19 protein-coding genes and 1 tRNA gene are annotated in these 23,467 nt (G+C 62.2%); 15 read left to right on the forward strand and 5 right to left on the reverse strand.

Annotated elements, in window-relative coordinates; all coding sequences use genetic code 11:
• Positions 1-34: 34 nt before the first annotated feature.
• From X268_RS14570 to X268_RS14580, 3 genes are all read left to right on the forward strand, one after another.
• Positions 35-238, forward strand: a complete 204-nt coding sequence (locus X268_RS14570) for a hypothetical protein (protein ID WP_208764439.1) — start codon at positions 35-37, stop codon at positions 236-238.
• A gap of 18 nt (positions 239-256) precedes the next feature.
• The gene (locus X268_RS14575) at positions 257-1,021 is read left to right on the forward strand and encodes a hypothetical protein (RefSeq protein ID WP_128925596.1); all 765 of its coding nucleotides are present in this window, start codon (positions 257-259) and stop codon (positions 1,019-1,021) included.
• Positions 1,022-1,085: 64 nt separating this feature from the next.
• Positions 1,086-1,322 (forward strand): hypothetical protein, encoded by a 237-nt coding sequence (locus tag X268_RS14580; RefSeq protein WP_128925597.1) that lies wholly within the window; start codon positions 1,086-1,088, stop codon positions 1,320-1,322.
• A gap of 1,359 nt (positions 1,323-2,681) precedes the next feature.
• On the opposite strand, the gene X268_RS14590 is transcribed toward X268_RS14580, so the two are convergent.
• The gene (locus X268_RS14590; RefSeq protein ID WP_128925599.1) at positions 2,682-2,918 is read right to left on the reverse strand and encodes a hypothetical protein; all 237 of its coding nucleotides are present in this window, start codon (positions 2,916-2,918) and stop codon (positions 2,682-2,684) included.
• Positions 2,919-3,077: 159 nt separating this feature from the next.
• Here X268_RS14590 and X268_RS14595 point away from each other — a divergent pair, with 159 nt between their 5' ends.
• Positions 3,078-3,320 carry a DUF6894 family protein gene (locus tag X268_RS14595; protein WP_128925600.1) on the forward strand — a complete coding sequence of 81 codons (243 nt, stop codon included), beginning with the start codon at positions 3,078-3,080 and terminating at the stop codon, positions 3,318-3,320.
• A gap of 777 nt (positions 3,321-4,097) precedes the next feature.
• Here the strand turns inward: X268_RS14595 and X268_RS14605 are convergent.
• Positions 4,098-4,460, reverse strand: coding sequence for a hypothetical protein (locus X268_RS14605; protein WP_128925602.1), 363 nt, complete (start codon positions 4,458-4,460; stop codon positions 4,098-4,100).
• A 532-nt stretch (positions 4,461-4,992) separates the two neighbouring features.
• On the opposite strand from X268_RS14605, the gene X268_RS39435 reads away from it, so the two are divergent.
• The 8 genes from X268_RS39435 to X268_RS14645 all read left to right on the forward strand — a co-directional run bounded on the left by X268_RS39435 (position 4,993) and on the right by X268_RS14645 (position 12,253).
• On the forward strand, positions 4,993-5,211 hold the full coding sequence (locus X268_RS39435) for a hypothetical protein (RefSeq protein WP_164937733.1): 219 nt from the start codon (positions 4,993-4,995) through the stop codon (positions 5,209-5,211).
• Positions 5,212-5,279: 68 nt separating this feature from the next.
• A complete protein-coding gene (locus X268_RS14615) occupies positions 5,280-5,798 on the forward strand; it encodes a DUF4339 domain-containing protein (protein ID WP_164937734.1) in 519 nt (172 codons plus the stop codon).
• 135 nt (positions 5,799-5,933) lie between these two features.
• Entirely contained in the window at positions 5,934-6,113 is a 180-nt protein-coding gene (locus tag X268_RS40860) for a helix-turn-helix transcriptional regulator (RefSeq protein WP_128925605.1), read from the forward strand.
• 23 nt (positions 6,114-6,136) lie between these two features.
• Entirely contained in the window at positions 6,137-6,340 is a 204-nt protein-coding gene (locus X268_RS14625; RefSeq protein ID WP_164937735.1) for a cold-shock protein, read from the forward strand.
• A gap of 306 nt (positions 6,341-6,646) precedes the next feature.
• Entirely contained in the window at positions 6,647-9,046 is a 2,400-nt protein-coding gene (locus tag X268_RS14630) for a bifunctional DNA primase/polymerase (protein WP_128925607.1), read from the forward strand.
• A 525-nt stretch (positions 9,047-9,571) separates the two neighbouring features.
• Positions 9,572-10,201 (forward strand): hypothetical protein, encoded by a 630-nt coding sequence (locus tag X268_RS14635; RefSeq protein ID WP_128925608.1) that lies wholly within the window; start codon positions 9,572-9,574, stop codon positions 10,199-10,201.
• A complete protein-coding gene (locus X268_RS14640; protein ID WP_128925609.1) occupies positions 10,198-11,451 on the forward strand; it encodes a DNA-packaging protein in 1,254 nt (417 codons plus the stop codon). The genes X268_RS14635 and X268_RS14640 overlap by 4 nt, the downstream gene beginning before the upstream one ends.
• A 10-nt stretch (positions 11,452-11,461) precedes the next feature.
• Positions 11,462-12,253, forward strand: coding sequence for a hypothetical protein (locus X268_RS14645; protein WP_128925610.1), 792 nt, complete (start codon positions 11,462-11,464; stop codon positions 12,251-12,253).
• Positions 12,254-12,689: 436 nt separating this feature from the next.
• Here the strand turns inward: X268_RS14645 and X268_RS14650 are convergent, their stop codons facing one another.
• The 3 genes from X268_RS14650 to X268_RS14660 form a co-directional block, all read right to left on the reverse strand.
• A complete protein-coding gene (locus X268_RS14650) occupies positions 12,690-13,304 on the reverse strand; it encodes a type II toxin-antitoxin system HicB family antitoxin (protein ID WP_128925611.1) in 615 nt (204 codons plus the stop codon).
• On the reverse strand, positions 13,304-13,486 hold the full coding sequence (locus tag X268_RS14655; RefSeq protein ID WP_208764440.1) for a hypothetical protein: 183 nt from the start codon (positions 13,484-13,486) through the stop codon (positions 13,304-13,306). The genes X268_RS14650 and X268_RS14655 overlap by 1 nt, the downstream gene beginning before the upstream one ends.
• Positions 13,487-13,789: 303 nt before the next feature.
• Positions 13,790-13,866, reverse strand: a tRNA-Arg gene (locus tag X268_RS14660).
• 404 nt (positions 13,867-14,270) lie between these two features.
• Here X268_RS14660 and X268_RS14665 point away from each other — a divergent pair.
• From X268_RS14665 to X268_RS14675, 3 genes are all read left to right on the forward strand, one after another.
• On the forward strand, positions 14,271-19,475 hold the full coding sequence (locus X268_RS14665) for an alpha-2-macroglobulin family protein (RefSeq protein WP_128925613.1): 5,205 nt from the start codon (positions 14,271-14,273) through the stop codon (positions 19,473-19,475).
• A gap of 179 nt (positions 19,476-19,654) precedes the next feature.
• Entirely contained in the window at positions 19,655-21,673 is a 2,019-nt protein-coding gene (pbpC, locus tag X268_RS14670) for a penicillin-binding protein 1C (protein WP_245477894.1), read from the forward strand.
• A gap of 50 nt (positions 21,674-21,723) precedes the next feature.
• Positions 21,724-23,466, forward strand: a complete 1,743-nt coding sequence (locus X268_RS14675; protein WP_128925615.1) for an ArnT family glycosyltransferase — start codon at positions 21,724-21,726, stop codon at positions 23,464-23,466.
• Position 23,467 lies beyond the last annotated feature (1 nt).

Below are 23,467 nucleotides of genomic sequence, written 5' to 3' on the forward strand. Positions count from 1 at the left end.
CCGATGTAGCGAGCCTCAATGGAGTCTCGCGGTCGTGAAAACCGAAAATCCAGAAACCGAACTTGTGTGGGGCGCTGCTGCTATCGGCAGAGTGATCGGCCGCACGGAGAAGGGCGCTTTCCATGCGCTAGAAAGCGGACGTGTGCCTGGCGCGAAAAAGATCGCCGGCCGCTGGGGACTTCACCTCCCGACATTCCTCGCGGCATTCCAAAACGCAACCTCGGCCGCCGCTGCCTAACTATCCAAAGGAAACATCATGTCACTGATCGACGAACTTAGCCTGCGCTTTATGCGCCACAACAACACCAGGGCTGCGGAGCGCTTGCGTTCGCACTTCCTGAGTTCGATCGACGTTCTCGACAAAATCGAAGCCAAGCGAGCCGAAGCGAGAGCGGACAAGCGTTTGTCTGATCATGGCCGCGCGGATCTAGTGCGGTCTCATGCCCCTAGCCTCGCTCCTCACCTGGTTCGAGCAAAGTCGGCCGTCGCTCTCGCTCGCCGGGAGATTAAGGCGCAGCGCGACGCAATGACGCCGCGCGTCACAGATCGGAAAGACACCGCCAGTGCGATGCTGCGCCTTGATCTCCGGCAATTTCTGCGTGGCAAAACGCAGGCTGAGATCGCCCGCATCGCGGAGCAAGACCGATCCGTTCTCGAAGCGGTATTCGAGGGACCGGCCGCGCTGAGCGGACTCACCGACGAGGTCCGGGAGCACATTTTGACCGCCCATTTGAACCGGACCGCCGCGCCGCAGATGCAAGATCTGGCTGAGCAGGAGTCGGTGGTCGAAGTGCTGGAGACAGCGATCGCAGTGGCCTCGAATGCAGTTGCCGACGCGGCGGGCGTGATGCGCGACCACGTTGACGCTTGGTTGGTAGAGCAAGCACCGGCTGAAGCTAAAGCCGCGGCCGAAGCGCTTGGTACGCCGCCGAAGCCCGCGGCGTCAAATTCGATCGACGACACCTATGCTCGTCTGCTCGCTGAAGGCCGCGCTGAAATCGCCGCGATTATGGCGCGTTGAGCCGTGAGCCTGGTTTCGAACCTCACGAATTTATTGAATTTGCCAGGGTGAATGGAACGGTCTGATGTCGACATTTCGCGAAAAGCACATCGCTGCCGGTGAACGTTACCGCGCCGCAGTACTAGAACTCCGGGCGGCATACGGCGAGCTGGGCGCATTTGATCGCCGGGCCAGCGCACCGGGCTTCGGTGTGCCGCCGGAGATCGTGCCGCTACGGCATTCAGTCTTTGCTCCGAACGTCGCCGGATCTTTTGCTGAGGACGTCCGAGGGGCCTTCGAAGCTCGCCCGTGGGAGCGCTGAGGCGTCCACATCAGGGTCCCGCGGCTTCTTATGCGCGTCTGCTCTCTGAAGTCCGCGGAAATTGCCCCGCTATGCCGCTTCGAGCGGCAAAAAGGCCCCAGCCCGACAAAGGTATGTTGGGCCGGGGCACAAGTCACCTTCTTCCAAGCGCCCGGAGGATCTACCGAGCGCTTCGGGAAAACTTGGCAAGCCCAGCGTGGTTCCCGGACCAGCGGCGGCAACAAGCTCGGAGACCTTCAGGGCTGAAGCCGGGAAAGGAGACGTTGTCGGTCTTGATCGCGACGTCGCTGATCTTGGCGCATCCGTTCAAGTTCAGCTTCTACTTTGGCTGTCTCCTGACCTTGGCGCTTCAATTCAAGAAGTAAGGCCTCTTGCTCAGCGAGCCGTCGTTCTCCTTCGACCACTTCGCACTCGATCCGCCTCAGCTCGTCAAATTGTGCAGTGTGATCCATTGGAAATCGATGCCACTAGGTTGCGAACGGCTATCTGCAGAGCGGAGCAATCAGCACACTTTTAACTCGACCAACATCTTGGATGTTCCGATTGATTGCGACGTTCAGGACTGACAACGCGCAGCATTGAACATATCGACTGTTTAGCCGGAGCCGCGAGGTGGGGGTTTTGAGTTCGACTCCGCCGATCGTTCGGAAGATATGGGGAAGACACAGCTTCTCAGCCCACAGGAGCTGGCGGCACTCTTTGGAACCGACATCGTTACATCAGATTAGAGTCGAGCAGCCGGGAAAACCTGGCAATCTTTCTTGAAGGACGGGGTCATGAAGAAGCCGGCGAAGGGGTTGTTTCGAAAAGACCAACTTAGATCAATTAGCGAAGTCGAACGGCGGCTCGCCGAAATTCAGGAGATGCAACGGCGCTTGGAAGCGGACGGTTTCCAACAGTCCGAGCATTGCCAACAGCCGCACCGCGCTAGATTGTGCTCGGGCGAGGATAGGAAGCAGGCCATCATCCCCGCTAATACGAGCAGTTTGAGCACTTCGACGCCACCCTCCATCCTGAGAGGAAGGTGAGTCCGCGTCAGATTGCGGCTCGCGGCGACCTTGGCTCAGAGCGTCGCGACGACTGCTTCCTGGTGGATCCCGAACAGATTTATGCAAGCTGGCGAAGGCAGCCTTTGACCCAAAGCCGACCTTTAGGGACCGCATCCGACATCCGCCCTTTGCCGCTTAGGAACCAAGCAAACCGCTGTGCTTTTCAGTCCGATGCAAGATGATCCGCTCTTTCGGCGAGCTGACAAAGCCATCCGCGAGTGCCAAGTTTCACGGAAACAGGCGCGCGACAATCTGGAGAGGGCATACGTGGCCGCCGCGCGCGTTAGGGCCACGCTGAAGGTGATACGCGCTATGCCTGACTATCCGTCTCCCCTGGAAATGGCTGATACGGCAGCCTCAGTTCTGGAAAATCCAGAGGCGAATAGAGTTTCATGCTCCGGGCATGAAAAGTCGTCCGAATAGCCAAGCGCCGCAGATTGTAGAGAACTTCGGCCTGCCATTTGTCGTTTTCAGCCATTAGCCGTTTAGCCTCCTCAATCGCTGCGGAGGCACGCGCAAACAGTTCGGCATTCGTGGCGGGGGCCATACCGCTTAACCAACATAGGTTAATCTGAGTTCCGCCTCCTTTGCGATTTTGGAACAGAGGGTGCTGTTGGACATTTTCCCGCACCACCGATCGGGGCCCTAGCCGTAGGCGTCGGTGGCTGAGAGACACGCGCGCTCCCGCCTGCGTTGGGAGTGCCGGATGCCCCTTTATTTCTTCGACTTCCGCGATGGGGAGGACCTTATCCTCGATGAGGAAGGGTTGGATCTGCGGGACATGATGGCGGTCCAAAGAGAGGCGGCCCGCGCTCTGGCGGGACTGGCAGCGGATAGCATGGCAAGTTTCAAGGACTCGCAAGTCCATCAAATGGCAATCGCCGTGCGCGATAAAAGCGGCCCTGTGATGGAAGTCGAGTTCTCCTTTACGATCATCCACACGCAGTAAGCCCACCCCTGCTGGCGACGTCTTCGCCAATGTCGCCTGTTGGCCCTTAGCGGTCCTCGCTCTTAAACGCCGCGACGTCTGCTGTCATTCGGACAAGGGACTCGTGTGGAATCTTGAGTTCAGTGGATGCTTGGCGGTCGTTGCCAACCAGCGGCCGGTTGAAGTAGGGAACGAATCGTAATCCCACGAATTGCTTCTGTGCTCCGGTGTCCACCACGCCCCCCTGAAGCCGGAGCAGACCCCACGGCCCCGGCAGCCTGCCTGCTGGGGCCGCCGTTTTCATAAACGCCTCTTTGTGTCCACGACGTAGCCGTCCGGCATTTCAGGCACATCGTCCGGATTGCCGGGCTCGGTCCTGTTGCAGATGGGGCAAGGCTCGCCGGGCGCACCGCAAGGACAGGCTCGGTGGCCGAACATCGGTCGGTCGGGGTGAGTCTCGCAGACCCACCGGATGTTGTCGCATCGTGCGCAGTACCTCATGATGATGGTACGTGCTCGCGGCCCACGGGTTTCACACGGACTACGCCGCATGGCTCCTGCCTTCCTCGCTTAGTTCGAAGCGCTGTCCGCTCCTGACGAGTAAGCCGGCCTCAATCATCTGCTTGGCAAGCGACATGCTACAGACCGGGTGAGCGCTCCCGGGATGGTAGAGCTTGGAGCCGCGCGCCACGAGAACCCCATATAGTAGCGTGAGGCGCAGCGGCCGTAGCATTCCCGGCGAAACTTCTGGCATGTCCAGAAAAGTGCAAAGAGGGGCGGTCGTTCCTTTGAATCGCTTCAGGCGGCTCCGCGCAGAGGCAGCGCGAGTTGCAGACCAAACGGGCGGGAGCTGTTGGCGCGGACGAACGCTTCCAGCGCGGGCGGAAGTTCGATCCGTTCGTGCGACACTCGGTCGGCGAGCGCGTCTGCTATGTCCTCTGTGGCATCGCGGGACCACCCTTCGACAGCGTTGAAAGCGACAATTTTGATCGGATAGGCATACTGCCCCGACAGTAGGTCCCGCAGCACCGTTTCACGGTCTGTGTCCTGCTCGTCGGTTTCGCGCCAGGCGCAGCCAAGGCGCGCGCCGAAATCCTCAAGCACCAGATAGATGTCGCGGTCGAGACGATCTAGCGGGACAATCGATGGTGACTGACGCATACGCTACTCCGGAACTTCCATGGGAGAAGTCGTGTCTATGGCGCATTGTTCCGACGATGGGCCGCGAGCGCAAGAGGCGGCTGACCGGTGTCGAAATCCGGCCTTACGTCGGCGCCGCGCCGGCCGCAGGCGGTGCAGGTGAAGCGGGGCTCGACGTCGGAAAGCCGAAGCTCATCAGCCCAAAAATGGGCGCTGACTGAGGTGTTGTGGCCACAGCGGTAGTCGGCACAGTAGATCAAGACGTCACGTAGACCCATCTCGCGCAGCTCGCCGAAGGTAATCTTGACCGGGCGGCCGTCTGGGGGCGTGGTGCGTTTGGAGCGAGGCATCTCGCTAAGAATGGCGACGTACGCCGAGAGTCAAATTGTCAATTGCTAGTAGCTAAAAAGCTTGCCAGCCACAGCTCGTAGTCGTTCGCGCGTTGACAAATTACGCGCCATGTTGACAAATTACGGAAAATACGAAGTTGCCTTGACGGTACGCTGCTCCTGTGGTCTCATGTTCCCGGGAATCAGAAAGGGGCTTGCATCACATGCTCGATACGATCCGCGCCAACTTTCCTGGCTTCGTTGCGCTGCACACTCTCGCTGACTTGGACAAATACGAGGACGCGGTCGAGGCGTTCGCCTGCGGTGGAAGCCGCAGCGAATTCATGGCTTCCCTATTCGGGCTCGGCATTCCGGCAGATCAGATTCGGATCCTGGCGAGCTATCCGGGCCGATCTCTGCCGGGCACCGTTTGCTTCGAATAGCACCTCGACAATCAGGTGGCGCTTGCGGCATCCTACAACCCTTAGAATGGGCAACGGGGGCCGACGTCTTGAGTGAAGGTTGGTACTACGCCAATGGCGATCAATCCTTGGGACCGGTATCGATCCAAGAGCTGGTGCGAGCTTTAAACTTACTTTCGGAGCCCGGCGCGGCGCTGATTTGGAAAAATGGGTTCTCTGAATGGCAAGCCGCACGGTCGGTGCCTGAAGTCGCGGCCTGGTTGGGGCAAAGACCTCCTCAGATTAGACCGACACCGCGTTTAGAGACGCCCAAAGCCAGGCGGGTCGTCCGGACAGAAAAGCGCAAGCGCGGGTTTTTCGGCTGGCTGTTTTTGATTGTTTTTCTTCTATTCAACGGCCTGATGGCGGCGTGGTTGTTTTCCTACTGGTCCCAAGTCCTGCCGATGACGACAAATGGAAGCGATGCAGGACGAGCGGGTGCTGCTATCGGAACGACAATGGGAACTGGGCTCATCCTTTCGCTTTGGACCTGCGGCAGTCTCGTGCTCGGTCTCTTTGTGCTCTTCACCAGAGGACGCAAAGTCATCGTTGAGGAAGAGCGCAATTGATGCCCCGATCGAAAGGGAGCAGTTAACGCGCCGTTAGTTTACTCGGCGTGCCTTTCGTGTATAATAGCGTCATCCACCCGCCTGCGGCTTGAGTGCCCGCCGGCGGGGTTTTTTGCGTTCACCCGTGGAGGCAGAATGTTGACAGTATCTGAGTTTTGCGAGCGCCACCGCATTGGCCGTCGGACATTCTACCGGCTTCTTGCCGATGGCCAAGGACCGCGAGTGGTGCGGATTGGCAAACGAAGTACCCGCATCACCGAGGCCGCAGCGGCCGAATGGCTTGCAGCACACGAGTCTGCCCCAGCCAGCGCGTAGCTCTCAAAGAAGGAAGAGGGAAAATGAAAACCGGACGTATCATCTCCTACAACAACGACCGCGGTTTTGGATGGCTCCGCAACAGCGATGGCGGGCCCGATCTATTCGTACATGTCTCGGAGTTTCCCCGAGGGTACGATCCCGTCATCGGTCAGAACGTTTCGTTTGAAATCGAATTCGACGATCGGCGCGGCAAGACGAAAGCCGTGGGAGTTCGACTGATCTGATGATGATGCAAAACGATATCGATCTTGCGATCGCACACGCGACCGAACTGCTTCACGCTCACTGCGCGCTCTACCTGAAAGAGATCGTTTGCGAACCCTGCGCTTGGCACCGTCGAGCGAAAGAACTCGCGGAAAACCTGTCCTGGCTGATCTTCTGCCGCGAACAGCGGTTGCCCTGGTCGCCTAAGACTCTCCCGCCCAGGTATCCCCCGCCGCCGCCACTCATGCGCTGAAAAAGCAAGAGCCCCGCAACGGCAATTGCAGGGCTCTGTATTGACCTGACCGCGCCGAAGGAGGGCGCAATCGATGCATAACACATACAACAATTCCGCCGGTATCGCAACGTTTTTCGATTACGCGCAGCAAAACGCCCTCGCGCTGTTTCCGCTCCGCGCCGACACGAAGACGCCGGCTTGCGAGCATGGATTTTACGACGCGACCTCGAACCCTGCGGATTGGAAAGCCTGGCTGGAGCAAGGGCATCAGCTCGGCATCAGCGCTTGCCTGTCCCGTGTGGTCCTAATCGATGTCGACGCGCATGGCGATCGCGACGAAGCATGGGCGCAGTTTGCCGCCTGGTGCGCCGAGATTGGTATCGACGTTCCGTCCCCCTACGGACATTCACCGAGCGGCGGGTGGCACTTCGCGTTCCGATGCCCCGACGGCTTCGATCCGCAGAAGCACCGTGGATTCCACAAGGTTAAAATTTCGCATTTCCGTCCCGAAACGGCGCCCGCGGACGACGCCGAGCGAATCTCGGTCCGCAATCTTGCCTACAACGTTGCGCCTGGATCGGCGTTTAGTGGCCGACCGTATCTGCTCGCCGCCGACGCGCCGCCGCCAGTTCCGTACAGTGACAAAACAGCGCCGTTGTTCGATTTACTGAAGCGACCGGAGGGCGGTTCCATCACCGGACCTGTGCCGGACGCGGTCGGTGGCGTCTCGCATGACGACGTCCGTTACGAACAACTTTGCTGGTGGATTGGAAAAAAGGTTGAACGCTGGACAAGCGGTCTCGAAACACTGGGCAACGATGAATGGATATCGATCGGCAAGCGGATTAAACTGAGCTTCCCGGGTGAGGACGGCCTGAAAGCATTCCTGGCGATGTGCTGGGCAGATCAGCACGAGGTGATCACGCGGCGCTGGTGGAATCCTGCTGACTTCAAGACCGAGGGCGAGAACCTTGAGACGCTGTTGGCTCTGTTGAAACGCGACATCACTTGGATGTTCAAAGAGCATTTCGGGTGCCCGCAGCCTCCGATTTGCCCTGTTCCGGTTCCAGTTCAGATCCCCGCCGAAATTCTCGAACGGCTCAGACTCGAGCGGGAGCAGTATCAAGCCGCGATGCTCGGTCCGCTTCCCGATCACCCCGAACTGCCGATCGATCAGGCGCACGCGCTGAACGAATATTGGGCGCATCTGCCGTCCGGCAAGATGATTTACGAACGCACTGGCGAGCTGTTTGCCTCCGGCAGCGTCGACAAGCATATCGGCCGCGTCAAGGACGCGATGAAAGCCGAAGGCCCGGGCACGCTCGCGAGCACCTGGCTGTCGCAGCATCGGTTTGTGAAATCGATGGGTTGGGCACCGGGGGAGCCGAAGATTATCACTGACAAGGTTTTGACGAACGACGGATGGATCCGCAGCCCAGGAGACCGGACATTCAATCGTTACATCCCGTCTCATATCGAGCCCATTGAGGGCGATGTTTCGAAGTGGCTGAATCATATTAAGTCGATCTATCCCGGCGAGGCCGACCACATCGTCCATTGGCTCGCGCACCGCGTGCAGCGCCCGGGGGATAAGCTAAATCACGCGCTGGTCTTCATCGGGCCCCAAGGCATCGGCAAAGACACGATTCTGAAGCCAGTTGTAGCAGCAATTGGTTCGCACAATTTCAAGCAGATCACTGCGAAGACGTTCTTTCATTCGGAGTGGAACGACTACCTCGTGTCCGTCGTGTTGCGCATCAATGAAGTGCACGACCTTGGGGGCGAGTCGCGGTATGCCTTCTACGACGGTACCAAGGACGTGATCACCAATCCGCCCGAGGCCCACCGCATCAACACAAAGAACATCCCGCAATATGCCGCCGAGAACGTTTGCGGGGTGATCATGACCAGCAATCACCTCGACGCGCTTTACCTCGCTCCCGACGACCGCCGACACTTCGTTTGCGTCTCGACGAAGACGCAGGAAGACTTCGGACCGGCATATTGGGACGATATCAATGCGTGGTTCGAGAGGGGCGGTAACGAGGCTGTTGCGTATTACCTGGCGCACCTAGACATTTCGAACTTCAACGCCAAGGCGCCCCCGCCGAAAACGGCAGCTTGGCATATGGTTGTGGCGGCCGGTGTTGCGCCTGAGAGCGGCGATCTGGCGGACGTGATCGAAACTATGGGCAAGCCCGACGCCCTGACGCTGCAAATGATCAGGGCGCGCACGCCCGGTGACAGCCAGCTGCGGCTTCTGTTTGAAGATGTAAAGCTTCGCAAGGCAGTCCCGAAACGGCTTGCGGAGTGCGGCTATGTGGCCGTTGCAAATCCCGACGCTCGGGACAGCGGCGGCCGGTGGCGCGTGTCAGGGGGCAAAACAACGATCTATGCGCGGCAGGAATTGACCGAAGACGGCCGCTTGGCTGCCGCCCGATCACTCAGTACTGCATCACTGACTCCGCCGCCGACGCCGCTAAGGCAGTGAACCCGGGCAAGGTGGGCGTGATGGGCGCGGTTTTTTATGTGGTGAAAAACTGAGTTCAAAAATATGTAGACAAGCGAATAGCGGAAAAAGAAGAGCACATGAGAAATCACGCCCATCACGCCCGACGTGCCCGGGGTACGGCGACGGTGGAGAAAGCCTCTCGTTCAGCGCAGTCCAAAGAACGTCAGCACTGCACCGATGACGACTATAAGACCGATAATATAGATGATCCCGTTCATAGCGTTGGCTCCTCTCGTTGTGTTCGAAGCCAAACATACAAACCTTGCTTATTGTTCCCGGTCGCAACGCTGCATCAATAGGGCGTGTCGCGCGTCAATCCGCGCCAGTTTTCCGGCGCTTTAGCGCTCGCCTTAGCCGCTTGGTCTATGGATTAACGGATTATATATCTTCTCCTCACGATAATAGCGCCGGATAATCAATGCTCTAATCTACTCTGTCGCGCCCATGTTGCGCCCCCGGCCGGTGATGCGGGTCGGTGGCGCAATTCGCATTGGAAAATTGCAGATGAAAACCGGACCCCGATGTACCTGTTGCGCTCATGACGAGCGCTGGAGGATTGAACTGCTGCGTGCTGGTGGCGCCTCGCTCGATAGCCTGGCCACGAAGTTCGGCCTGTCGAAAGATGCAATTGGCCGGCACTGGCACAACCATGTCAGCGCGGAAATGAAAGCGTCCTATCTCGTCGGGCCGGCGCAACTCGCCGAGCTGGCAGAAAAAGCCGCGGACGAGGGCGCGTCCGTACTCGACCACTTCCGGGCGGTGCGCACGATGCTCATGTCACAGCTCGCCGCGACCACCGAAGCCGGGGACGCGCGCGGCGCAGCAATCGTGGCCGCACAATTGGTCGGCGTGCTCGAGAAGATCGGCAAGGTAACTGGCGAGATCGCGACGATTGCGCAGGGCACCATCAACATTCAGAACAACGTGGCGATCGTGAATAGCCCGCAGTTCGCCAAAGTGCAGGCGGCCATCCTGCGAGCCCTGGCACCTCACGGAGCGGCGCGCGCGGCCGTTGTGGCAGCGCTGCACGAACTGGACTCTGAGACGGCGGACCCGGGCAGGCCCCCCGTGGTGATCGATGCTGTAGCGGTGCCGACGCTGTGTCCTGTGCCACTGCCGGAGCCGGGCGCGTGACCAGCATTGCCGCAGCACTCGCCGACGCACTGGAGGACGGTGGATGGCGCGCCAAAGCCCGTCCCAGCCAGCTACCGCCGTCCGGCGATTGGATTGGTTGGATGATCCTGGCCGGCCGCGGCTTCGGTAAGACGCGAGCCGGGGCAGGGTGGGTGCACGAACTGGTCGAGACCCGTCAGGCCGGCCGCATCGCGCTAGTGGCTGCCACCGCTGCAGACGCGCGCGATACGCTTGTCGAAGGCGTGTCCGGACTGCTCAACACCGCGCCGGCGTGGAATAGGCCGATCTACGAGTCGAGCAAACGCCGGCTGACATGGCCAAATGGGGCGGTTGCGACAACGTTTTCCAGCGAGGAAGCGGACCGGCTGCGCGGTCCCGAACATGACGCAGCGTGGGCGGACGAACTGGCCGCATGGACCGACGTCCAAGGGACATGGGACATGCTGCAATTCGGCCTACGTCTCGGGAAGCGCCCGCGCTGGCTCGTTACGACCACGCCTCGACCAATCAAGCTGATCAAAGAGATATTGGCGCGTCAGGATATCGTGGTGACGCGTGGCTCGACGTTCGAAAACGAAGCTAACCTGGCGCCCACGTTCCTCGCTGCTGTTCGCCAGCGGTACGAAGGGACGCGCCTTGGCCGACAGGAGCTGAACGCCGAGCTGCTTTCGGACAATCCGGGCGCGCTATGGCAACTGGACTGGCTGGACCGCGACCGCGTTTCGGCGGTCCCGGAGCTGCGCCGCATCGTCGTGGCAATCGATCCAGCCGTTTCGAACAACGAAGGCTCAGACGAGACCGGAATCATTGTGGCCGGCGTCGCGCGCGGTGGCACGATCTACGTGCTGGAGGACTGCTCGGGCCGGTACGCGCCGCACGAGTGGGCGGCGAAAGCCATCGGAGCTTACCGACGGTGGAAGGCCGACCGGATCCTCGCCGAGGTGAACAATGGGGGCGCCATGGTCGAGGCAACCATTCGCGCGCTCGATGCGCGGGTGAGCTTCAAAGCGGTGCACGCCAGCCGCGGCAAAGTGGTGCGCGCCGAGCCGATCGCAGCGCTCTACGAACAGCGCAAGGTGCATCACGTCGGCGGATTCGATGTGCTCGAAGATCAGATGTGCGCGTTTACGACGGATTTCGATCGCGCTAAGGTCGGCTATTCGCCGGACCGGGTCGACGCCCTGGTGTGGGCGCTGACCGAACTGAGCGGTCCGCAGAACATCACGATGATCACGGAGCTGCGGCTTTGACGAAACAGCTTTGATTCGACAGCTGTTCCTGCCTACTTTGCTGGCCGGGGAGCTGATCAACATGAATCTTGAAAAATTTCCTTCAATAATTGCGGCGTTCAGTTTCGCAGCGCTTTCAGTTGTAGTGGCATACGAATGGGGATACTTCGGCGTAGTCGGGAGAGACTTCCAATCCTACTTCACCACCTATGATTATTTCTCGGACCTGATTGTTGCGTCGGGGCCGGCTTTCGTTGTGATGCTAATCATTGTGGTCGTTCAGATCGCCCTCTATCGAAAAGACAACTTCAAAAAGCCGGGCAAGCCCAAAAGCATAATAGGAAAGTGGTTCGATGAATGGTCGTTAGAAACGATCTACTTGGTATTGGCGATTACGGCCATTTTGTTCTCGGATCAGACTCGCCTTTCCGCATTTTACCTGTTGCTGGCCTTCATCTATATCCGTGTCGCGAACTACATTCTGAGCTACGATGCTCTCAAGCCGCACAGGCTCCAACCTCTCGGCCTGGCGACGGTGATCTTGCCTGCTATGATGATCGCTTCGTATGGCGTTGGTCGCGACGGTGCATACTCTGATTTAGCGAATCTGAGATTTGAACATGAACTGCGGCTCAAAAATACTTTGGCTTCACGACCAATTCACCTCTTGCGACTGCTCGACAAGGGCGCACTCATAGTGGAGGCGGGATCATCTACCATCGACTTCATACCCAAGGAGGAGATCGTGCTGCTACGCCAGGCATTGCCAACCTGGGAAAAGCGCTCGCTCGCATGTCGCTATTGGGCCTGGGGTTGTAAATAGCCGCGATAGCTAACGCGTCGGGTGCCAACACGTCGTGATCGTGGGTAGGGAAGCACGACGATATCGTGCTAGCGGTGAGCTACGGGATTTGGTGGGCGACGTCGGGGCCGCGGACGCTGCGAGAGGAGCTGCAGATTTTGCATAGATCCCGCGACACTGGTCAATGCGCCTGCAGCTTCATTTGGGCTTCTTCCGAGTAACCGGCTTCGCTGGTTCGACAATGGGTACGCCCGGAGGCGTGTCTGGCCCAGCCTGAACTAGTTGCACCCGGCCGACTTGCACCAATGCACTCGGCTTTATTGCCGTTGGAGATGCACCTGCCATCATCGCGGTAAAGTTGAACTCCACCCCCAAAGTCCATCGGCCAGAAGTGAGCCCTTGTTTTCTGACGAGTGCTTCAGCCACCTCTTGTAAGTCGAAACTGTACTGAGTTGGATCAGCCATGTGTGGGGACCTTCGTTCGTCTGGCGGAACCGGGGTTGGACTTTTTAAAACCGCTGAAAACCATTCCTCCAGCCCCAGTGTGCAGAGGATAGTTTTTGAGTTCGAGGTATGCCATGCCGCCCAAGGTAGAAACGACAGCTTGATCGTGCGGGACAATCTTCGTCACATAAGTAGCGCTTTGTCTTGACACATCCACAAGGGCCGCGCGGGACGACCCAGCCAAGTGCCCGTGTGAGCCGATCGTGGTCGCACGTGAGTAGACATTTTCAAGTGTCGCCGTCGCCAGGATAGTGCCGACGTATTGGTTTAAGCTGATACCCTCGCGCTGAGCAGCCGCAGATAGTTGAGCATGAACGGTCTTAGCGACACGAACTAGGAATTTACCACTGGGAAGCTCATCATCTAATGAGGCGGGGGGAGGCACCGGATTTCCGGCCGCTTCCGCTGCCGAGATCCATGCTTTGATAGCTGGTCCAATCTCGTTGAGCGCCTCTGCGGCTGTGGCACCGAATGCCGAGCAGCCGGGCAGTTCGGGAACGGTGGCAATATAGCCCTCATCTTCCGCACTGTACGCGATGCGCGTGGAGTATTTCGCTACGTCTGCCATCAGTCGATTCCAATCTCGTGGCCGTATCGTTCGATCATTTCGATCAGTTGTCGCGCCTGATAAGGCACAATTTTCCCGCCGCGGTTTTGAAAGTTCAGACCTGTCGGCTCACCTGGCCGGGAATATGCTCGATGCGAACCGCCCGAATTCTTGTCGGAAAGAAAGCCGAGCCAAGTTGCCACCTTGCATGCATCCTCGAACCGAACATCTCGCGGGTTATTGCAGATGTCGGCAATTAGTTTCGCGCGCTGCGACAATGGATGATACCGTATGTAATATCAATAACCGGAAAGTTAAGGCAGGTGGGATGTGCGGCGACTCGGGACATTTTCAGCGCGACTGTACCGAAATTGCAACCTTGTTGCGCCTCGTGTCGCGCCGACCAGCCGGGAGTTGTGGGGAATCGTTGGAAATATTAGGGAATCAAGCGCAACAAGCGCAACACGACTTACTGACGGGAAAATCATGTAAGTAATTGAAATAACTGGCGATCCCGGCAGGACTCGAACCTGCAACCCGCGGAGTAGAAATCCGCTACTCTATCCAGTTGAGCTACGGGACCGTCTTCAGCCGCCCCGGCGTGGGGGCTTGGCTGTACGTCTACCATGCCATTATGAAAAATTGGGTGTTTCGCCAAGCCTGAACCGAACCGTTTTCCTCGATGCCGCGACAAAGCGAGACGGTGGCGTGTCAGGGTGCCGGGTTGAGCGGCAGCGGACTGGACGATGGATCACATCGCCGGGAACGCTGGCCAGCTTCCGGGATGCGGCCGCCGGTCGACGGATCTGGTATTGCTGCGCCACAGGACGGCGTGCGCGACGGTACCTTGATCGGTCTCCTCCGGGCTTGCCTTTTCATGGCGAACGCGACGATTTGCAGCTTTGGTTCCATCGCCTTGAGTCCGTCACCTTTCCGCGCACTTCATGCGGCCAGCGGGCAGCTGTCCGCGATTTCCGGGAGTCCATCATGATCGGTCTTGTTCGCGCCGTCACAATCTGCGCCACGCTGGCGCTCGGCCTCAGCGCAGCCCAGGCCGCTGACAAGGCCTTCAAGCGCGACGACCTCGCCGATTCCGCGATCAAGCTGGAGGCGCAGATCAAGAGCGAAGCGGGGCCGGTCGCCAAGACAAATGCGACGCTGAAGACGGACGCCGACGCCGCCTTCCGGCGCAACGACTACCGCACGGGACTGTCGGTGCTCGGCCAGATCGCGGCCACCACGCCGGAAGATACCGGCAACTGGCTGCGGCTCGCCAAGGTCATCTTCCAGATCTCGCCGAAGAGCTCGAGCGAGCAGACTTTCCTGCTGGAGCGCGCCTCGACCGCGGCTTACATCGCCTATCAACGCGCCGGCAATGCGGGCGAGGAGGCCGACGCGCTCGCCGTGCTCGGCAAGGCGCTGGCCGAACGCAAGCTGTGGCGGCCGGCGCTGGATGCGCTGCGGCTGTCGCTCGACATGCGGGAGGTCGCCGACGTCCGCGGCCAATATGAGAAGATGCGCGACGAGCACGGCTTCCGCCTGCTCGACTATACCGTGGATTCGGACTCGGCCAGCCCGCGCGTCTGCTTTCAGTTCTCCGAGGAATTGGCAAAACGCACCGATTTCGCGCCGTTCCTGGCGCTGGCCGGGCAGGACAAGCCGGCGCTGTCGGCCGAGGCCAAGCAGCTCTGCGTCGACGGGCTGAAGCACGGGGAACGCTACAACATCAACCTGCGCGCCGGCTTGCCGTCCACGGTGAAGGAAGGTCTGCCGAAATCGGCGGAGTTCAATGTCTATGTGCGCGACCGCAAGCCCTTCGTGCGCTTCACCAGCCGGGCCTATGTGCTTCCCAAGACCGGTCAGCGCGGCATTCCCGTTGTCAGCGTCAACACGCCCGCGGTCAACATCAACGTGTTCCGGATCGGCGACCGCAATCTGATCAACACGGTGGTTGACAGCGATTTCCAGAAGACGCTGTCCAAGTACCAGCTCTCCGATCTCGGCGACGAGCGTGGCGTCAAGGTCTGGTCCGGCGACCTTTCGACCGCGATGACGCTGAATCAGGACGTCACCACGGCATTCCCGGTCGAGGAGGCGCTCGGCGAGCTTCAGCCCGGCGTTTACGTCATGACCGCTGCGGCCAAGGGCCCGGGCTCGGACGACGATTATCAGCTCGCCACGCAATGGTTCATCGTCTCCGATCTCGGCGTGTCGGCCTATTCCGGCAATGACGGTATCCATGTGTTCGTCAACTCGCTGGCTTCGACCGATCCGGTCGGCAAGGCCGAGGTGCGACTGGTCGCCCGCAACAACGAGATCCTGGCGACCCGCAAGACCGACGACAGCGGCCACGTGCTGTTCGAGGCGGGCCTTGCACGCGGCGAGGGCGGTCTGTCGCCGGCGATGCTCACCGTCACCGGCGAGAAGGCAGACTATGCCTTCCTGAGCCTGAAGACGTCGGCCTTCGACCTGTCCGACCGCGGCGTTGCGGGTCGCGCCGTGCCCGCCGGCGCCGATGCCTTCGTCTATGCCGAGCGCGGCGTCTACCGCTCCAGCGAGACAGTCTATCTCACCGCACTCTTGCGCGATGGGCAGGGCAACGCCGTCACCGGCGGGCCTCTGACGCTGGTGATCGAACGCCCCGATGGCGTCGAATTCCGCCGTGCCGTGCTGCCCGACCAGGGCGCCGGCGGTCGCACGCTGGCCGTGCCGCTCAACTCGGCCGTGCCGACAGGCACCTGGCGGGCGCGCGCCTTCACCGATCCGAAGGGCTCCTCGGTTGGCGAGACCACCTTCATGGTCGAGGATTACGTTCCTGATCGGATCGAATTCGACTTGTCCGCCAAGGACAAGCTGATCAAGGCTAACACTCCAGTGGAGCTTAAGGCGGACGGCCATTTCCTCTACGGCGCGCCGGCTTCGGGCCTCGCGCTCGAAGGCGACATGCTGGTCGCGCCTGCGGCCGAGCGTCCGGGCTTTGCCGGCTACCAGTTCGGCGTCGCCGACGAGGAGACCACCTCGAACGAGCGTACGCCGCTGGAGAACCTGCCCGAGGCCGACGCCAACGGCGTTGCGACCTTCCCGGTGACGCTGGACAAGCAGCCGGCCTCGACCCGGCCGCAGGAGGCCCAGATCTTCGTCCGCATGGTCGAGACCGGCGGCCGTGCCGTCGAGCGCAAGATCGTGCTCCCGGTCGCGCCCGCGGCGGCGCAGATCGGCGTCAGGCCGCTGTTCGGCGACAAGAACGTCGCGGAAGGCGACAAGGCCGAGTTTGATGTCGTGTTCGTCTCGCCCGAGGGCGAGAAGCTGCGCCGCGACGGTCTGCGCTACGAGCTTCTGAAGATGGAGTCGCGCTACCAATGGTATCGCCAGAACAACTACTGGGAGTACGAGCCGGTCAAATCGACCTCGCGCGTTGCCGACGGTGACGTGGCGGTCGCGCCCGACAAGCCCGCGCGGATTTCACTCAGCCCGCAGCCCGGCCGCTACCGGCTCGATGTGAAGTCGAACGACGCCGATGGCCCGGTGACCTCGGTGCAGTTCGACGTCGGCTGGTATTCCGACGGCAGCGCCGACACGCCGGACCTCCTGGAGCCCTCGATCGACAAGCCGCAATACACTTCCGGCGACACCATGACCGTGTCGGTCAATGTCCGCAGCGCCGGCAAGCTCACCATCAACGTGCTCGGTGACCGCCTGCTGACGACGCAGACCGTCGATGTCAAGGAAGGCACCGCGCAGGTGAAGCTCCCAGTCGGCAAGGATTGGGGCACTGGTGCCTATGTGGTGGCGACGCTGCGCCGTCCGCTCGATGCCGCGGCGCAGCGCATGCCGGGCCGGGCGATCGGGTTGAAATGGTTCGGCATCGACAAGCAGACCCGCACCTTGCAGGTGAAGCTGTCGCCGCCGGCGCTGGTCCGGCCGAATTCGGCGCTGAAGATCCCGGTCAAGCTCGACGGGCTCAATCCGGGCGAGGACGCCAAGATCGTGATCGCCGCGGTCGACGTCGGCATCCTCAACCTCACCAATTACAAGCCGCCGGCGCCTGACGATTACTATCTCGGCCAGCGGCGGCTGAGCGCGGAGATCCGCGATCTCTATGGACAGCTGATCGACGGCATGTCCGGCACGCGCGGCCAGATCAAGTCCGGCGGTGACGCCGGGGCCGCCGAGTTGCAGGGCTCGCCGCCCACGCAGAAGCCGCTGGCTCTCTATTCCGGCATCGTGACCATTGCCGCCGACGGCACCGCGGAAGTGAGCTTCGACATTCCGGAGTTCGCCGGCACCGCGCGCGTGATGGCGGTGGCCTGGACCGCGACCAAGCTCGGCCGCGCCAACACCGACGTCGTGATCCGCGATCCCGTCGTGCTGACCACGACGCTGCCGCGCTTCCTCCTCAACGGCGACCACGGCACGGTCAACCTTGAGATCGACAATGTCGAGGGCCAGGCCGGCGACTACGTCATCAACGCCAAGACCGGCGGCCCGGTGAAGATGACGGGCAATCCCGCCACCACGGTCAAGCTCGCCGCCAAGCAGCGCAATGCGTTCTCGCTCGCCATCGACGCGACCGCGGCGGGGCAGGCGACGCTCGACGTCGACATCAAGGGACCGAACGGGCTGGCGCTGGCGCGCCATTATGCGTTCGACGTCAAGGCGGCGACGCAGGTGCTGGCACGGCGCTCGATCCGCACGCTGGCGAAGGGCGAGAGCCTGACGCTGACCTCGGACATGTTCTCCGACCTCGTGCCGGGCACCGGGAGTGTCTCGGTCTCGGCGAGCCTGTCGACCGCGCTCGACGCCGCGACGATCCTGAAAGCGCTCGACCGCTATCCCTATGGCTGCTCGGAACAGATCACGAGCCGCGCGATGCCGCTGCTCTATGTCAACGAGCTCGCGGCCGGCGCGCACCTCGCCATGGATACCGAGGTCGACCAGCGCATCCGCGACGCGATCGAGCGGCTGCTGGCGCGTCAGGGCTCGAACGGCTCGTTCGGCCTGTGGTCGGCCGGCGGCGATGATGCCTGGCTCGATGCCTATGTCACCGACTTCCTGACGCGTGCCCGTGAGAAAGGTTTTGCGGTGCCGGACGTGCTGTTCAAGAACGCGCTCGACCGCATCCGCAACTCCGTCGTCAATGCGAACGAGCCAGAGAAGGATGGCGGGCGTGATCTCGCTTATGGCCTCTACGTACTCGCCCGCAACGGCGCGGCGCCGATCGGCGATCTCCGCTATCTCGCCGACACCAAGCTCGCCAACCTCGCAACTCCGATCGCGAAATCGCAGCTTGCGGCCGCGCTGGCTCTGGTCGGCGATCGTAACCGCGCGGAGCGTGTCTATGGTGCCGCGCTGGACAGCCTTGCACCGAAGCCTGTGCTGGAGTTCGGCCGCACCGACTACGGTTCGCAGCTCCGCGATGCCGCAGCGCTGGTCTCGCTGGCCAGCGAAGGCAACGCGCCGAAAGCGACGCTGACGCAAGCGGTGTCGCGGGTCGAGACCGCGCGCGGGCTGACGCCCTACACCTCGACGCAGGAGAATGCGTGGCTGGGGCTGGCGGCGCGGGCGCTCGCCAGGGAGAACCTATCCATGGAAGTCGACGGCCAACCGGTCAAGACCGCGCTCTATCGCAGCTACAAGGCTGCAACGCTGGACGGCAAGCCGCTGAAGATCACCAACACAGGTGATGCGCCGGTGCAGGCGGTGGTCTCGGTGTCGGGCTCGCCGGTGACGCCTGAGCCGGCTGCGTCGAACGGCTTCAAGATCGAGCGCAACTACTTCACGCTCGACGGCAAGCCGGCCGACATCAGCAAGGTCAAGCAGAACCAGCGCTTCGCGGTGGTGCTGAAGATCACCGAGGCCAAGCCCGAGTACGGCCATATCATGGTGTCGGACTATCTGCCCGCCGGGCTCGAGATCGACAATCCACAGCTGGTCTCTTCCGGCGACAGCGGTACGCTGGACTGGATCGAGGACGGCGAAGAGCCGGAAAATACCGAGTTCCGCGACGACCGCTTTACCGCGGCGATCGATCGGGCCTCGGATTCCAAATCGGTCTTCACCGTCGCCTACATCGTACGCGCCGTCTCACCCGGCAAATACGTGCTGCCGCAGGCCTATGTCGAGGACATGTATAATCCCTCGCGCTACGGGCGGACGGGCACGGGAACGGTCGAGGTGCGGGCGGCGAAGTGAATATGTCGATGGTTGCGGCTAACAGTGAAATTCGTCATTCCGGGGCGGCTCGAAGAGCCGAACCCGGAATCTCGAGATTCCGGGTCTGGTCCTTCGGACCATCCCGGAATGACGGCAGTGGAGCGAGGGGCGGAGGCTATCGCCTCCTCTCCGCAGTCGCCTTCACCCTCATCCTCGCCATGATCGGCTTCGTCGGCTGGGTCTACTCCCTCGGTCCTCTCCCGCTTGGCGAAGCGCGGCAGGTCTCCACCACCATCGTCGACCGCAACGGCAAGCTGCTGCGCGCCTATGCGATGGCGGATGGCCGCTGGAGGCTGCCGGTCGATGCCGCGTCCAGCGTCGATCCGACCTACCTGAAACTGCTGCTCGCCTACGAGGACCAGCGCTTCTACGCTCATGACGGCATCGACCCGTTGGCACTGGGGCGCGCTGCGCTGCAGCTCGGAACGCGCGGCCACATCGTCTCCGGCGGCTCGACCATCACCATGCAGCTGGCGCGGCTGATGGAGCCGCGGCGGCAGCGCTCGCTTTATGCCAAGCTGCGGCAGATGGTGCGCGCGATCGAGATCGAGCGCAGCTTGAGCAAGGAGCAGATTCTCGATCTTTATCTTGCGCTGGCCCCTTATGGCGGCAATCTCGAAGGCATCCGCGCCGCCTCGATCGGCTATCTCGGCAAGGAGCCGAAGCGCCTGTCTCTGGCTGAAGCTGCGCTGCTGGTCGCGCTGCCGCAATCGCCGGAGACGCGCCGGCTCGACCGCCATCCCGAGGCCGCGCGCAAGGCGCGCGACCGCGTGCTCGACCGCATGGTCGAGGAGCAGGTGGTCAGCGCAGAGGACGCCAGGCAGGCCAAGGCCGTGCCTGTGCCGAAACTGCGCAAGCCGATGCCGATCCTGGCCCCGCACGCTTCCGACACCGCGCTGTCGACGGTCAAGGACACGCCGATCGTCAAGCTCACGCTCGATGCGAACTTGCAGAAGGTGCTGGAGCCGCTGGCGCGCGACCGCGCCATTGCGTTGGGTCCGAACATCTCGGTCGGCATCATCGTGGTCGACAACGAGAGCGGCGACGTGCTCGCCCGCGTCGGCTCGGCCGATTATTTCGACCAGAGCCGGGCAGGGCAGGTCGACATGACCCGCGCGGTGCGCTCGCCGGGCTCGACGCTGAAGCCCTTCATCTACGGGCTCGCCTTCGAGGACGGTTTCGTCCATCCGGAAAGCCTGATCGACGACCGGCCGGTTCGCTTCGGCTCCTACGCGCCGGAAAATTTCGACATGACCTTCCAGGGCACGGTGCCCGTGAGGAAGGCGCTGCAACTGTCGCTGAATGTGCCGGCGATCGTGCTGCTCGACCGCGTCGGCTCCAGCCGGCTCGCGGCGCGGCTGCGGCAGGCCGGCGGCCATCTGGTTCTGCCCAAGGACGAAGCGCCGGGGCTCGCCATGGGGCTCGGCGGCGTCGGCGTGACGCTGCAGGATCTCGCCCAGCTCTATGCGGGCTTCGCCCGGCTCGGCAGCACCAAGCCGCTGCGTGAGCTCATGGCGGACAAGGACGATCGGGAGCCGCTCCGGCTGCTGGATCAGGTCGCCGCCTGGCAAGTCGGCAACGTGCTGCTGGGAACGCCGCCGCCGGAGAATGCCGCCCACAACCGCATCGCCTTCAAGACCGGGACCTCCTACGGCTATCGCGACGCCTGGTCGGTCGGGTTCGACGGCCGGATCACCATCGGCGTCTGGGTCGGCCGGCCCGACGGCGCGCCGGTTCCGGGCCTGATCGGGCGCGTTGCCGCCGCACCGATCCTGTTCGACGCCTTTGCCCGCAGCGGCAAGACGCTCGCCCCATTGCCGAAGCCGCCGAGGGGAACCCTGGTCGCCAGCAACGCCAAGCTGCCGCTGCCGCTGAAGCGGTTCCGCCCGGTCGGGGAACTGGTGCGGACCGGCCGCGAGCAGGCACTGCATATCCAGTTTCCGCTGAATGGCTCGCGCATCGATGTCGATCGTTCCGGCGGGCAGGAGAGCGCCGCGATGCCGGTCAAGGTCGCCGGCGGCGTTCTGCCTATGACCGTCATGGTTAACGGCACGGCACTCGGCGAGATCGACGGCCGTCGCCAACGCCTGATCGATCCGCCCGGCCCGGGCTTTGCACGGCTCACCGTGATCGATGCCACGGGCGCCGCGGACACAGTCGTCATTCGAATTCAATGACCCTGCCTCAAGCGGTTGTGGCGATGGCGGTTTCAGCGTAAGCGGAACCAATGGCCGAGACCTACCCAGCCCCCCGTTTTGGAGCGCCCCGCGAGCCGAAATCGCCTGCAAACCCGGGCAGCGGGCTCGTGAGCATGCTCGACATCGTCACGGCCAGCCACGCCCGCGCCGTCGCCTTCCTGCTGCTGTGCGCGCTGCTGTTGTTCCTGCCGGGCTTCTTCACGATTCCGCCGATCGATCGCGACGAGGCGCGGTTCGCCCAGGCCACCAAGCAGATGGTCGAGAGCGGCGACTATGTCGATATCCGCTTCCAGGAGGACGTCCGCTACAAGAAGCCGGTCGGCATCTACTGGCTGCAATCGGCGACGGTGGAAGCCGCCTCGATGCTCAAGCTGCCGAAGGCCGAATTGCGGATCTGGGTCTATCGGCTGCCGTCGCTGTTCGGGGCGATCGGCGCCGTGCTCATGACCTATTGGGCCGCGCTCGGCTTCGTCACGCGGCGCGCCGCGGTGCTGGCGGCGCTGATGATGTGCGCCTCGGTGCTGCTCGGCGTCGAGGCGCGGCTCGCCAAGACCGATGCGATGCTGCTGCTCTGCGTGGTCGCCGCGATGGGGGCGATGGCGCGGGCCTATCTGTCCTGGCAGCGCGCCGAAGACGAGACGCGCCCGCCCTGGAGCTGGCCCGCGATCTTCTGGAGCGCGCTTGCGGTCGGCATCCTGATCAAGGGGCCGCTGATCCTGATGTTCGCAGGGCTGACCATCGTTGCGCTCGCGATCCAGGACCGCGATTCCTCCTGGCTGTGGCGACTGCGCCCGGTCTGGGGCCTGATGTGGATGCTGGTGCTGGTGCTGCCCTGGTTCGTCGCGATCTTCTGGCGCGCGGGCGATGCTTTTTTCGCCGACTCCGTCGGCGGCGACATGCTGAGCAAGATCGGCGCCCAGGAATCCCATGGCGCGCCGCCCGGACTTTACCTGGCGTTGTTCTGGGTCACGTTCTGGCCAGGTGCGCCACTCGCGGCAATGGCGGCGCCCGCGGTGTGGCGGGCGCGGCGTGAGCCCGGCGCGCAGTTTCTGCTGGCCTGGCTGATCCCGTCCTGGATCGTGTTCGAGGCGGTGCTGACCAAGCTGCCGCATTACGTGCTGCCGCTCTACCCGGCGATCGCCATTCTCACCGCCGGTGCGGTGGAGCGGCGCGTGCTGTCACGCTCCTGGCTGATGCGCGGTTCGGCCTGGTGGTTCGCCATCCCCGCGGCAGCCTCGATCATCGCGGTGATCGGCGCGGTGATGCTGACGCGGCAGCCGGCCTTCGCGGCCTGGCCGTTCATCGCGGCCTCGCTGATCTTCGGCCTGTTCGCCTGGTGGCTCTACGACAACAATCGTGCCGAGCGCTCGCTGCTCAACGCGCTGGTCGCGGCCCTGATGCTGGCGGTGACGGTGTACGGCATCGTGCTGCCGTCGCTGACGCCGCTGTTTCCGAGCATCGAGGTGGCGCGCGCGCTCCGCAACGTCACCTGCGTCGGGCCGAAGGCGGCTGCTGCCGGCTATCACGAGCCCAGCCTCGTCTTCCTGACGGGCACCCAGACCCTGCTCACCGACGGTTCGGGCGCGGCGGACTTCCTGCGGCAAGGAAGCTGTCGTTTTGCGCTGATCGAGCAGCGCTCGGAGCGCAGCTTCGTGCAGCGCGCCGAGGCGATCGGGCTGCGCTACAAGGTCGGTACCCGCATCGACGGCTACAATTTCTCGCAAGGCCGCGCGATCTCGATCTCGATCTTCCGCTCGGAAGGTACCGAATAGG

This window comes from Bradyrhizobium guangxiense, assembly GCF_004114915.1.
GTDB lineage: Bacteria > Pseudomonadota > Alphaproteobacteria > Rhizobiales > Xanthobacteraceae > Bradyrhizobium > Bradyrhizobium guangxiense.

Coding starts and splice junctions, on each gene's coding strand:
- X268_RS39435 (WP_164937733.1), top strand. CDS start 4,993: ATGCTCGATACGATCCGCGCCAACTTTCCTGGCTTCGTTGCGCTGCAC.
- X268_RS14630 (WP_128925607.1), top strand. CDS start 6,647: ATGCATAACACATACAACAATTCCGCCGGTATCGCAACGTTTTTCGAT.
- X268_RS14575 (WP_128925596.1), top strand. CDS start 257: ATGTCACTGATCGACGAACTTAGCCTGCGCTTTATGCGCCACAACAAC.
- X268_RS14590 (WP_128925599.1), bottom strand. CDS start 2,918: ATGGCCCCCGCCACGAATGCCGAACTGTTTGCGCGTGCCTCCGCAGCG.
- X268_RS14635 (WP_128925608.1), top strand. CDS start 9,572: ATGAAAACCGGACCCCGATGTACCTGTTGCGCTCATGACGAGCGCTGG.
- X268_RS14650 (WP_128925611.1), bottom strand. CDS start 13,304: ATGGCAGACGTAGCGAAATACTCCACGCGCATCGCGTACAGTGCGGAA.
- X268_RS14605 (WP_128925602.1), bottom strand. CDS start 4,460: ATGCGTCAGTCACCATCGATTGTCCCGCTAGATCGTCTCGACCGCGAC.
- X268_RS14580 (WP_128925597.1), top strand. CDS start 1,086: ATGTCGACATTTCGCGAAAAGCACATCGCTGCCGGTGAACGTTACCGC.
- X268_RS14625 (WP_164937735.1), top strand. CDS start 6,137: ATGAAAACCGGACGTATCATCTCCTACAACAACGACCGCGGTTTTGGA.
- X268_RS14675 (WP_128925615.1), top strand. CDS start 21,724: ATGGCCGAGACCTACCCAGCCCCCCGTTTTGGAGCGCCCCGCGAGCCG.
- X268_RS40860 (WP_128925605.1), top strand. CDS start 5,934: ATGTTGACAGTATCTGAGTTTTGCGAGCGCCACCGCATTGGCCGTCGG.
- pbpC (WP_245477894.1), top strand. CDS start 19,655: ATGATCGGCTTCGTCGGCTGGGTCTACTCCCTCGGTCCTCTCCCGCTT.
- X268_RS14665 (WP_128925613.1), top strand. CDS start 14,271: ATGATCGGTCTTGTTCGCGCCGTCACAATCTGCGCCACGCTGGCGCTC.
- X268_RS14595 (WP_128925600.1), top strand. CDS start 3,078: ATGCCCCTTTATTTCTTCGACTTCCGCGATGGGGAGGACCTTATCCTC.